We start from the raw sequence: 12,567 nt of genomic DNA on the forward strand, positions 1-12,567 counted from the left end.
GATACGCCGCATTGTGTGCACGACGAACAGCATCGAGAGCGTCAACGCGCGCATCCGCAAGGCCGTCCGCGCCCGCGGGCACTTCCCCACGGAGCAGGCCGCCCTCAAGTGCGTCTACATGGCGGTCATGAGCCTCGACCCGACCGGCGCCGGCCGCAAACGCTGGACGATGCGCTGGAAGGGCGCCATGAATGCCTTCGACCTGGCCTTCGACGGCCGCCTCACCACAGGCCAACTCTAGCCACACCGAACCCAGTTACACCGCTCGCTTTACAGACCCCTCCAGAGGCCCCACCGGAAACAGATCCGGTGGGGCCTCTACTGCTATCGGCGAGAATATTCGTCAGTCACCATCAAGCATCTTTTTGACTGCTGCCTTGATGGCTTCCAGCGCCCCATCATCCACTGTGAGTGGTGCTGCGAGCGTTTCGACCCAGTGACGTATTTCGACCTCGGTTAGGTCTTGCCAACGGGGATGCAAGACAGCTCTTTGCGCAATAATCCGCCAGCGATGCTGGTGCTGCGAGAGTCGATACCAGTCAGCCTGTTTCTGTGCTCGCCCTGGCGTTGAACTCGAACGCAATCCAGAGATCAGACCTTCGCGAAGGTGATTCAGCGCCGAGGCATAGACCGGACTCCCATTGAGCACGTCCGCGTCATCAGAGAGCTCAAACTTGAGCTCCATACCGGCACGGAGCAGCATCTCTACCTGGGCAAAGTTGTCGAACTCGACCAGTTCTGGCATCAGAAGGGGTTCCTTCCATGGAAGAGAACGTTCGCCGCCGGGATCTTCAACGAGCCTCTTGTGATCAGCTCATTCGGCTGGGATCCCGGACCAAGCTCGACACCTTCAGGCATTCGAAAGGCGAACATGTAGTCAGCCTTTCCTGCATACATTGGGTTACCAATGAAGATGTTCTGCTCGATCTCCGCCGGGCTTCCAATTTCCTGGGTCACATGGACCTTGCCGGCGGAGTTGGCACCAATCCTGAGACTGCCATCATCGGCCAAAATCCCACCGTGTCCCCCCTCGCTCGTGTAATGGAAGTAGACATTGTCGTCGAGATTATCGACAACATTCCCGACGTCATGAGTCGCCGCATTATTGCAGTTATGAACCAGTACGGGCGTGGCCCCAGCGAGTACATAGTACGTGTGCAGGTCCTCGACGGTGAGGTTGTACATGTCGCGGTCGCCGGGTCGCGGGGTGACGACGGTGACGTGGACGTGGCGGTCGTCAGCGGTGTTGAGGGCGTGGCCTGCGAGGAGTTGGCCAGCGGGGACCCAGGTGTGGAGGGTGTCGTCCCAGAAGGGGTGCTTGGACGTGGTGTGAAGGGTTTCCGTCTTGCCGTCGGCCAGTTGGATCTTGAGGTCGACGAGGTCGTAGTCGTGGTTGACGTGAGTGGCCGTGACCGTATGGAGGCCCTGGTGTTTGCCGTTGGCGGGGTCGGCGGCCTCGACCTGGTCGCCGCTCTTGATGTCGCCGATGGGCTTGGTCTTGCCGTCGGCCATCAGGACCGGAGTGGAGGGGGTGAAACTGCACAGCACCGCTTTGCTGGCACCGACTTCGCCCTCGGCCTCGGCGCCGGCGCCTCGTGTTCCCAGGAGGAGGGCTATGTCGAAGAGCAGCTTTCCGGTGCCTTCGGCGCTCTTGCCAGCCGCGTAGTCGCCGTAAATCTCCTCGCCGCGCGATGTCACCGCTGCCGCCCCGGCGAGAGCCGGATTGGAGCCCATGAGCAGCTGGGTGAGCAGGTCTGTGCAGCCATCGCCGTCGAACAAGCAGTTCTTGTCGGCGAGGAACTGCTGAACGGGGGCTTGGAAGATGGTGACGACGGTCGATTTGGCCTGGCCTACGAAGGTCTTGGCGACATCACTGACCCAGCCCGAGACGCCACCGCCGCCTCCGTTGACGTTCCCCTGACTGTTCGTGGAGACGGTGCCGCACGTGTGGTAACAGCCGCCTGCGCCTGTTCCGCCTGCCGGGACGCCTGGGGTTTCGCTCTGGCCTCCCCCGCCGCCGCCGGGGCGTGGCTCGTTGTGGCCGGTTCCGTCGTCGATCCACAGGCCGGTGGGGTCGGAGTGGCTGATGGGGTTGTTGTCGGCGTAGGTGTAGCCGTTGAGGGACTGGGCGTCACCGGTGTCGAGAACCGGGTCGACGCTGAGGAAGCGGCCGGTGGCGGAGTCGTATTCGCGGGCACCGATGTAGGTGAGGCCGCTGGTGGCGTCGGTGGTCTTGCCGAGGAAGGCTTTGTCGTCGGCCCAGACGCCGGTGCCGCCGGTGCGTGCGGCTCCGAACGGGGTCAGGTAGCGCTTGGTGACGGCCTGGGTCGTGGCGTCAAGGCTGACCGTGGACGTGCCGTGCGGGTCACCGGAGAGGTAGGAGAGGGTTTGCGTGCCGGTCTTGTTGGTGCGCAGGGCGATGGCGGTGCTTCCGGCGCTGTAGTAGCGCTGGGCCCAGTACTTGGCCGTCGAGGTCGAGGTGTCCAGGTGGACCTCGGTGGCGCCCAGGTAGAGGACGGTCTCGCCGCTGGTGTTGCGGCGGATGAGGAGATTGCCGTCGGCGTCATAAACGTGGCTGGTCGTGCTCTTGGTGGTGCCGGTGCTGGACTTTTCGGTGACCGTGTCGAGATTCCTGGTGGCATTCCAGGTCAGCGCCTGGGTGTCGGCGCCGTTGGGACGGGTGGTCGTGTCACCGGACTTGTCGTAGGCGTAGGTGGCGCTCACGCCGGTGCAGGAGGTTGCGGCGGTGGTCGCGGTGAGCTGGTGGGGAGTGGTGGCGCTGTAGCAGTAGGTGCGGGAGGAGTCTGCGGTGGCGGTCTGCGTTCTTTCCGTCGTGCGCAGGCCGCTGCTGGTGTATCCGTAGGTGGTCCAGTAGGGGGAGGCTCCGCCGAGGTTGGTGGTGGTGCGGCCGGTGGTGGCGCAGGAGGCGGTGGACGGGGTCCAGGCGTCGGTGAGGCGCTGGTAGCCGTCGTAGGTGAAGCACTGGTAGTCGGTCGCGCCGGTGCCGGAGAGGTTGGCGGTGTCGAAGGCCGAGGTGACATCGCCGGCGTCGTCGTAGGTGAAGCTCAGGTCCTGGACACTGCGGGTGGCGTCGGTGGTGAGGCTGCGGGTGAGCCGGTCGGTGCCCTGCTCGTAGGTGTTGGTGATGTACGCCTTCTTGGCGGTGGAGTCCTCGGAGGTGCCCAGCGTGTACTGGTTGGCCTGGCCGAGCGCGTTGTAGTCGGCTGCCAGGAGGTAGCCGGTGGCGCCCCCGACGTCGGTGACCTGACCGAGGCCGTTGTACTCGTAGTCCACGATCTCGCTGCTGAGGCCGCCCGCGGCGGGCTCGGTGTAGTACTGCTGGGTGCCGTTGATGTTGTAGTACGAGGTGGTGGCCAGGGTCGCCGAGGCAACCGCACCGGAGGCGACGAGTGGGTCGCTGGTGGGCAGGGTCAGTTGGCTGGCGGTGGCGTGGTAGAGGCTGTCGTAGGCGGTGACCTTGCGGGTGTAGGCACTGCCGGTGGTGCCGCCGACGTAGCTGATCGAGTCGTCCAGTTGCCCCTTGGCGAGGGTGTCGTAGTCCCAGTGGGCCAGCTTGTTCGCGTCGGTCTTCGCCGTCTGCCACTGGTCGGTCTTGCGGCCCAGCACGTCGTAGCCGTACAGCAGTTGGGTGCCGCGGTTGTCGGTGGTGGTGTCGGTCTGGTCCAGGGCCGTGTAGGTGGTGGTCGTGCTGCCCACGTCCGGGTCGGTGGCCGAGGTCTGCCTGCCGAACAGGTCGTACACGTACGACCATTGGGCGCCGTCGGGTCCGGTGACTGTGGAGGGCTTGCCGTCCAGGGTGTTCTTGTACTTGGTGGACGTGTACGTGGCTCCGGGCCCGGTGCCGTAGGCGGCGTCTGCGGGGTCGGTTCCCGCATAGGCCCGCTTCTCGACGGTGTTGCCGAAGATGTCGGTGATCGTGCGGGTCGCCGAGCCGCCGTTCAGCGCGGTCGTCGCGGTGGAGTCACCGGTGTAACTGGTGCTTGTGGTCCACTTCTTGACACCGATCACGTACAGGCTGCTGGTGGTGGCCCGTCCCGCGCCGTCGAAGACGGTCTCCGTCTGCTTGGGCGCGCCTCCGGATGCCGCCCGTGCGTAGGCACCGCTGGGAAGGTTGGCGGAGTCGTAGACGTCCGCGAAGGTCTCGTAGGCCAGGCCCCGGCTGTCGTAGCGGGTGTCGGTGAGCAGACGTCCGCCCTCGGGGGTCGGGGACTGCGTCTGCAGGGGCCGCAGGAGGGAGTCGAAGATGGAGTACGTGGTGTTGTAGCTGGTTCCGTCGGCCTTCAGGGTCGAGGTCGACTCCCATGACAGGGCGTCGTTGGTGACGCTGTAGGCGTAGGTGTAGTTCGGGGTCTGGTTCCCGGAGTGGGAGCGGTTGGACAGCCAGGTCGCGGTCTTGCGGCCCAGTGCGTCGTAACTGGTCTCGGTGATCTTGTTGTTGACGTCGTAGACCTTGGTGGGCAGGCCCGAGGCGTAGTCGGTGTACGTGTAGGTGGTCTGCGACTTGGCGTTGGTGACCTTCGTCTTGGTCAGCGGGCCCGAGTCGGTGGGTGTGTAGGCGGTCGCGGTGGTGTTGCCAGCGGTGTCGGTGACGGTCAGCCGACGGCCGAGGCCGACCGTGCCTCCGCTGTCGTCAAAGGTGGTCTTCGCAACGGTCTGCCAAGTACTCGGGGAACGCTCGCCGTTGGTGACCGCGGCCGGGTAGGCGACGGCCCGTCCGGTCCACGTCGCCTCACCGAGGGTCGGGGTCTGGGTGGCGGACCAGGCGGTTGCCGAGGTGTTGTCGTAGACCGTGGCGGCGTCGGAGAGCACATCGCCGCGGGAGGCCGAGGAGGTCGGCAGCGTCAGGTCGGTTTCGGCGACGGAGCAGTCCTGGCCCACGGCTCGGGTGCGCGAGACGAGGTTGGTCAGGCCGATGCCGGTGTTGCGGGCGTACCAGGTGCGGGTGCAGGTGTTGTCGCCGCTGACGCCGGTCTGGCCGGTGTCGTTGACCTGGGTGGCCATGCCGTAGTCGTCGTAGGTGGTGCTGGTGGTGCGGGTGCGCCAGGTGGCGGAGGCCGTGAGGTAGGTGGAGGCGGAGCTCTGGCCGGTACGGACGTAGTACGCCTTGATGCTGGCGTAGGACTTCTGTTGGCTGGAGGTCAGCTTGGACCAGGGGGAGTCGACCGTCACCGTGACCGGAGCAGCGCCGTTGTAGGTGACCTGCTCACGCAGGGTTCCGGCGTACTGGTCGCTGTCGGTGATATCGGCGACGTCCAGGCCCGAGACGTCGAGGCCGGTGCGGGTGGCGGAGGCGGTGGTGCCGTTGGACTGCTTGTCGCCGTCCATGCCCTGCATGTACAGGCTGACGCTCTTGGACTGGGTGGATCCGGCGGCGCCGGTGGTTGTGGTGACCTTGCCGTAGCCCCGCCACTGCGACCAGGTCCGCTCGTCGGCCGGGACCAGCGGGTCGAAGTTGTAGTGCCAGGCCGGGTCGGAGTAGCTGTAGGAGTTCTGAACGCCTTGGCCGAAACCGAGCGGGTCGGTGCTGAGCACGGCGGTGACCCGGTACTTGTGGAACCAGTCGATCAAGGATTCGACAGCACCGTTGATGTGCCAGTACGTGGGGTAGCAACTCAGGGTGTCGTTGTCCTCGGACGAGGGCATGTTCGAGCCGCGTACACACTCCGGGTCGGACAGGGTCACCGTGGTGATGCCGCCGGTTTCCGAAGTGATGGTGGAGATACGCGGCATGCTGAGTTTCAGGATGTCGTCGGAGGTGGAGTCCACCCGGTTGGGCCGCAGTTGGTAGGTGAAGGTGACCGGATCCAGCGTGATGGCGGTGCCGTTCTTGCCGGTGTGCTGGATCGAGGAGAGCACCAGGGTCTGGTCGGAGGTGTCATCGATGTCCTGGCCGTCCTTGAACTCCTGGGTCAGTGCCCAGGAGTCCACCGCAGCGAGCTTCGAGGCCGTGGCCGAGTAGGCGAACGTGTCGATGCTGGTGAGGCGTTTGCGGGTGAAGAACGACGGGCTGTCGGTGTTGCAGTCGTCGTCCCCGCTGGCGCAGATGGTGTCGTACGGCACGTCCGGCCAGTTGTCCGACGTCGAGTCGGTCAGCGAGGAGCAGTCCGAGGCGGTGCAGCGTTCGTCGTAGGAGAACGTCACCTCGTCCGAGTCGGTCCCGGTGAACAGGGTGCTCGCACGCTGCCCGTAGAGGATCTTGTCCAGGTGTCCGCCACGCGTGTACTTGGTGTTGGCGGTCGAGGCCCCGTTCTTGGGGTAATAGTTCGTCTCGGCCGTGTACCAGTACGACATGGCGTTGCCGTGCAGATCGACGACATAGTCGAGGTTCCAGCGCCAGGCCTGGTTGAACGAACGGTCGGCGAAGCTGGACCCCTGGTCGTAGCCGGGCTCGCCGGAGTCGTCGCCGAAGACCGGGACGGTCCACACCGAGTTGGTGCGCTGGGTGTCGGCGCCGGGGAGTTTGTTGAGCCCGAACTTGTACTGGGTGCCGTCGCCGGTGGTGACGATCCAGAACTCGCCCTTGCCGTCGATCCCGGTCTCACCGTCGTCGTCGTTGTCGGCGCCGGTGAAGTGGGTGACGGTGGAGGCGTCGTCGTCCTTGAGGTGCCAGGCCCCGTCGGCGTCGTTCTTGACCAGTTCGGTGGACTTGCCGTTGAGGACGAGGGAAGCGTTGTCGTACTTCCAGCACTCGTCGTGCTTGTCCGTCTGGCCGTCGTCGTCACAGGATGCGTACGACCGCTCGATGTACGACGACTCGCTCAGGCCGAAGCCCTCACCGACCTGGGTGGACTGGTTGTTGGTGGACGCCGTCTTGCCGTCGGTGCTGCCGGAGTCGTAGCCCAAGGAGAGGGAAGGTGCCGGACCTGCCGCCGCGGGCGGTGTGGACAGCGGATAGCTCCAGGTGAACGCGCCGGAGGAACCACCGGCCTGCCAACTCGACGACGAGGACAGGGGCGAGGCTGAATAGTTGCCCGACCCGGACGCCGACTCACCTGAGGTTGCTGCCAGCGCCAGCACGGTTGCTGATGCCGTCTCAGCCGCGAGCGGGGCCGACCGGATGCTCGACCGGGAGGCCCGCGCGTCAGATGCGCTCACGGCCGGCAGGCCGAGTGAGACCGTGGCGGAGACGGTCTGGCCGGTGACACTGTTGTGGGAATCCAGCGGTGTCTGGATTCGGCAGGCAGCCTTTTCCGGGGTGGTCAGGGCGCAGGCGGGCAGGGTGACAAGACGCAGGCGTCCTGCCCAGTCGCCTCCGTAGGCCGAGGCGAAGGCGCTGTAGTCGATGCTGACGTCGGCGTTGCCGCTGTTGGTCGCGCTCGCGCTCAACAGGACGCCTTTGACCCCGGCAGCGGTCGCGGCCTTGCGGCCGAGGACCTGGACGTTGACGGTCCCGGAAGCAGCCTTGGTCCCCGTGGAATGGTGAACGGAGACGGGCAGACCACCAGCAGTCAGCCGGACCGTGCCGGAAACGGGCATCGACCCGGCGTCGGTGGCAGCTTTGGGCCAGGTCGCTTCCTGCTCCGCGAGGGCGTCCTGCGTCTGCTTCTTGTTGGCGGCCTTTTCCGCGGCCACCCGCGCCCTGGCCTTCTTCGCACCCAGGCCGTCAACCGCCTCCACCGTGTCCGACCGCTGCTTTGGCACGGCGGGTACCAACTGCTTGGTGGAGGTGGCGGCTTGGGCGGCCACGGGAGTCAGACCGGCCACGGCCAGCGCGAGTGTCACGGCAACTCTGACCACTCGGTGTCTACGGCGTCTCGCACCACTGGCGGCACTCACGACAACAACCCCTCACACGTCAGAAGTCATCAACAAAGGAAGCGCGGGACTTGCTCGGGCGAGGCGGCAGCAGGTGCCGCCTCGCCAGGGAGAGGGGCGATCAGTCCCCGACTGTTTCGACGATCTGTTGCTGGCTGGCCATGGCGCCGGCCCACACCCGGATGTCGCTGACCGTCGCGGGCAGATAGTGGCCCCAGACGGAGTTCACGTACGCCTTGCCGAGGACGAAGTCACCCGTTCCCGCCGTCGCCGTGTAGGCGGTGGCGTCACCGTTCTGCGCATCACCCACATAGAGACTGACCTCACCCGTTGAGCCGGCCTGGGCGTCGAACACACCCGTCAGGCGCACCGCGCTCCCCAGGTTTGCGACATCGTCGGAGACCACTCCGGTGAAGCTGCCGTCGGTGTTGAGCCGGCCGAAGTGCCACAGCCCGACAGGGACGGTGGAGTCGGTCTCGGGATCGGTGTCGGTTCCTGTCAGCTCGAACCACAGCCCCCAGGCGGAGCCGTCCGCACTGCGCTGACCCAGGACCTGCCCCATGTAGCCCACCGGTTTCGCCGCAAGCGCGGCGCTGTTCAACTGCACCGCGGTGGTCGCGGTGAAGGACCCGGTCTCGTCCACCAGCGGCCCCGGCGCAGACGCCGCGTCATCGGTGCCGTCCAGAACAATCCCTGTGCCGTCCAGTGACGCGCCGCCCGACAGGGTCAGGGACGTGCCGTAACCGGAGGTGGCGTCGGGCACGGCCGTCCCGGTCGCCGCTGAAGGGTCCCAGTCGGCCACGAGTTCGGTGGCCGCATATGTGTCGGCGGTCAGCAGCCGTGCCTTCGTGGACACTTCCTGCGCGGACAGAGCCCGCTGCCAGACGGTGGCCTCGTCGATCTGCCCGTTGAAATAGTCCGTGAACGTGCCCGCGGTGGTGCCGTTTCCGCGGCCAAACTCCAGCAGGCCGGTGTCCGCCTCCGGCTCCCCGCCCGGCAGCGCCTGCGGACTGCCCTGCGCCCTGCCGTTGACGTAGAGCTGGATCGTGCCCGCATTCGCGTCGTACACGCCGGCCAGATGCGTCCACACCTTCACCGGAGGCGAGGCCGTATCCGCGAACGAGCGCACGAAGTGCGCGGTGCCGGCCGAATCGGTCCAGTGCCAGTTGAAGATCCACTTGCCGTAGGAGGTGGAGTAATAGATCGCGAAACCGGGCTGGGTGCTTCCGCTGCCGGTCTGGGAGAGCAGCACGTAGTTGTGGGTCGGGGCGGCGGCCATCCGGGCCCATGCCTCGACCGTGTACGACGACCGGGACTCCACCACCGGACCCGACGTCGCCGCGTATCCTGCCGAGCCGTCCACCGTCAGACCCGTGTCCGTGACCGGCGTCGCCAGCTCGGCCCCGGTGGCGTCATGCGTCAGCACACCCCTGCGGCCGCGCCCGTCCCGGGCAGCGCCGGACGAGGAGAGCGTCGCGTTGTCCTGCTCCGCCGCCACCGTCGTGGACGTGTCCAGCGCAGCGCCGCTCGCCTCGTCGAAATGCCACTGCCCGATCGCGCCGGGACCCTCCGCGACCAGGAAATCGACGGCACTCTGGGCCCCGTACTCGATCGAGTCCCTGGCACGTACGAACACGCTGAAGGTGCCGGAGGTGGGCGGGGTGAACGTGGCCGTAACGGTCGAGCCGGTGACCGGCGCCGACCACGCGGCCGAGGACGTCGTCTTGTACTCGTAGGCGGTGTTCGTGGTGTCACCGGTGGCAGGCGTGAAAGTGAACGTCACCGGTGTGCCCGGGCCTCCCGCGGCGGTGCAGGAGGCCGTGGTGCACGCCGAGTACGGGCTCGCCAGGGCAATCCCTGGCGCCTTGGGACGGGTCGGGTCCACCTTGAAATAGCACCAGGCCCCCGACGCCGCGTTGGACGGGCCGGCCAGGTAGTCGCCTCCGCTGTTGTAGTACGACCGCGTCCAGGACCGGTACCGGTACAAGGTTCCCTCGGTCAGCGCCGACGTCTGCACGCTGCCCGGCGAAACGTTGTCACCCACGTACCCGCTGGTGGGATAAGCGGTCTCGAAGACGGTCGACCATGTGCCGCTGCTCGCCGTGTACTTGTCCACGCTGTAGACGGCCTTCAGCGAGGCGCCCGACTCGCCGCCTGCTGCCGTCTGCGGCGTCGACTGGAGCAACGGCTTCGTCTCGGACACCACCAACGGGTCCGACTGCTTGGTCTCGCAGGCGACAGCGGTCCCGGTAGCGTACCCGACGACCAGACCGATCTTCGTGGGCTTCGCCGGGATACCGACATACGTCACGTCGAGTTCGGCGTTGTCGTCGAACCGCTTCCATCCGTTGGGATCGGTCTCGTCGTGCGCCTTGAGCATCAGCGTCAGACGGGAGAAGTCGCCGTTGGCGAACTTCGTCACCGTGGAGGTGAGGTTCTCGTTCGTCTCCGTGGGGCTGTCGTTGAACTCGATGTGGGCCGCGGGCTGGCTGGGATCGCAGGCGGACCCTCGTCCCGCGGACACGTTCCGGTCGACCATCAGGTCCCAGTTCGCCGTCGGGCCCGGCCAGTTGGTCGAGGAGGAGATGTTGCCCGTCCGGGTCAGGTCCACCCAGGAGGGGGTGCAGGACATCGACCACTTCTCCGAGATGGCGAACGTGGCGTCCAGAACGTGCTTCCCCGCCAGCTTCGCCGGCGAGAACTCGAAGTACATGCGGTTCCTGTAGCCGGAGCCGCAGTAGTACCCGACACCGCCGGTGACGTAGGTGCCGCAGTAGCCGACGCCCTTGCCGTCGTCCCCGCCGGAGAAGTTGTAGAACGTGTCGCCGTCCGAGGACAGCAGGGTCCGCTCGGAGGCCGTCATGCCGACATCCGGGTCGATGTACTGCGGAAAGACAGCCGCGTCGTCGGCGAGCATCGACGCATCCGGAGTCACCTTGATCGTGCCCTGCTCCGCAGTGACCGGAAGACGGGTGGAGGTGTCCCCGTCACTGGGCCCCTCGGCCGGGTCCGGTGACGTCTCACCGTCATCGCCCGTGCTCCCCGCAGCGACGCTGTCGCGCGCCGTTGTGGTGAACGAGCTCCGGGACGCCGACTGGGTGGAGGCTGCGGGCGAGGCAGATGCGGCGCTGGTGGTGTCGCCGGACGAATCCCACTGCTGGGCGGCCGGAGCACGGAAGACGGTGTTGCCGTCGTCATCAACCGCGGACAGGCCGCCGCCCCCGCCGCCCTGCAGGGACAGCCCGTCGGCCCGCACAGGGAACGAGAGTTCCTTCAGCTCCGGGTTCGCAGCAGCCGACGCCGAAGTGACGACCAGCACCTCGCGGTAGCCCTCGGTAGTGGCGGTCATCCGCAGATCCACACCCGGCAAGACATCTCCGTACACCGCCGAAAAACCGTCCAACGCCGGCTTCGGCAACGTGCCAGGCCAACCCACCGTCAGCGAACGCCCGTTGAGGGACAGCTTCACCAGGTCGGCACCGTCCCCACCGCCGGAGAAGGAAATCTTGGCGACCGACGCCTTCGGCCCGACCGTGCCGTCCGACCTCTCCTCCAGCGTCGCGTCCGGCTGCGCCCAGGAACCATCAGCCTGGCGCGTCCGCACCGGCACGGCGGAATCCTTCAGCGTGAACGTCACCCCGTCCGGATTCGCGAACGTCGTGGTGTAGGGCGTGCGTTCACCCACGACCTCGACCTGCTCCCCCGTCTCCGCCGCCTTCTCCGCATCCGCCCGCGCCTCCGGCGTCGCCTGATCCGAGGCCGTGGCGTCGTCCGCGTGCGCTCCGGTCGCCGGTATCGCCAGTGTCGGCAGAGCAGCCATCAACGCGGCAATTGCGGCCAGCGAGACCACACGTCTACGCGCGCCAACTGCCGAGCGCGCACGCCAAGAGAACCCCATCCCCCACCCCACCCGTTCACGCAGTTCTTACCTCGCCCTTACGGCCGCCTCATCAGAACCGCACGCAACACAGGTGGTCAATGGCATATACAGCGAAGAACCGCAGGATCCAGCCACACCTGAATGTGCAGGAAACGTAAAAATAGTGATCTTCAGGAAGAGCCCCTCCGGCTATCCACCCTGACTCGACACTGGACACCCGGAGTTAGGTCAATATTTGAGGTGTCAGCCAAGATTGGGGATTTTTGTGCGCTCAGGGCTCCCCCTCATCCCGCCTGCGCACGGTTTCGGGATCATGCGAGAAGCGGCGCCTGATCCTCGCGCGCTACCTCCGGGGCCTTGGCTGATATGCCACCTTCGGAAAGTGAAAGAAAAGGCAAAGGAGGATCGGTAGAAGCACAGGAAAGTCACAGCCTTCTTGCCCTCGAGACGATGTCCCGCGATCGCGCACTTTGTGGAGCTCGTGATGCTGGCCGTACAGGCCGCCGACAGCCGCCTGGCCACCGCACTGCCCTACGCCCGCGCCCTGCAGACCGACTCACCGGGCCGGGCCCCGGCGAATGGCTGCCCGCGTACGCGGGCTACCGGTGCCAGTACGACACCGGCTGGATCGCCGACAAGATGCGCTGGGACCTGGGCATCGACGCCACCGAGCGCGACGCGCTCACTCAGCAGCTCGCCCGGCCGATCACCGTCGCCCTCGCCCTCTGAGCCGATACCGAGGACGGATAGAGCCCACATGGTCCGCGTGAAGGTGAGCGGCCGCTGATGCCTGGGCATGCAGGGGCCCGTGTTTGTTGCCCGACAGATTCAGCTCACCGATCACGCAGCTGTCGGCTAGTAGGACTCCGTTAGGTCTTTGCGTCGGTCGTGTTCAGCGGCATGGTGGGTGT

At 66.4% G+C, this 12,567-nt stretch carries 4 protein-coding genes; 1 reads left to right on the forward strand and 3 read right to left on the reverse strand.

The window, feature by feature from the left end; all coding sequences use genetic code 11:
* Positions 1-241, forward strand: a 241-nt coding sequence (locus tag ACIRRY_RS45845) for a transposase (protein WP_403985314.1), incomplete at its 5' end; no start/stop codon positions are given.
* A gap of 102 nt (positions 242-343) precedes the next feature.
* On the opposite strand, the gene ACIRRY_RS45850 is transcribed toward ACIRRY_RS45845, so the two are convergent.
* From ACIRRY_RS45850 to ACIRRY_RS45860, 3 genes are all read right to left on the reverse strand, one after another.
* Positions 344-745, reverse strand: coding sequence for a hypothetical protein (locus ACIRRY_RS45850; RefSeq protein WP_403985316.1), 402 nt, complete (start codon positions 743-745; stop codon positions 344-346).
* Positions 745-7,743, reverse strand: a complete 6,999-nt coding sequence (locus tag ACIRRY_RS45855) for a polymorphic toxin-type HINT domain-containing protein (protein ID WP_403985318.1) — start codon at positions 7,741-7,743, stop codon at positions 745-747. The genes ACIRRY_RS45850 and ACIRRY_RS45855 overlap by 1 nt, the downstream gene beginning before the upstream one ends.
* 154 nt (positions 7,744-7,897) lie before the next feature.
* The gene (locus ACIRRY_RS45860) at positions 7,898-11,596 is read right to left on the reverse strand and encodes a LamG-like jellyroll fold domain-containing protein (protein ID WP_403985320.1); all 3,699 of its coding nucleotides are present in this window, start codon (positions 11,594-11,596) and stop codon (positions 7,898-7,900) included.
* Positions 11,597-12,567: the final 971 nt, after the last annotated feature.

Source organism: Streptomyces sp. NPDC101776, assembly GCF_044766845.1.
Taxonomy (GTDB): domain Bacteria; phylum Actinomycetota; class Actinomycetes; order Streptomycetales; family Streptomycetaceae; genus Streptomyces.

Coding starts and splice junctions, on each gene's coding strand:
- ACIRRY_RS45850 (WP_403985316.1), bottom strand. CDS start 745: ATGCCAGAACTGGTCGAGTTCGACAACTTTGCCCAGGTAGAGATGCTG.
- ACIRRY_RS45860 (WP_403985320.1), bottom strand. CDS start 11,596: ATGGCTGCTCTGCCGACACTGGCGATACCGGCGACCGGAGCGCACGCG.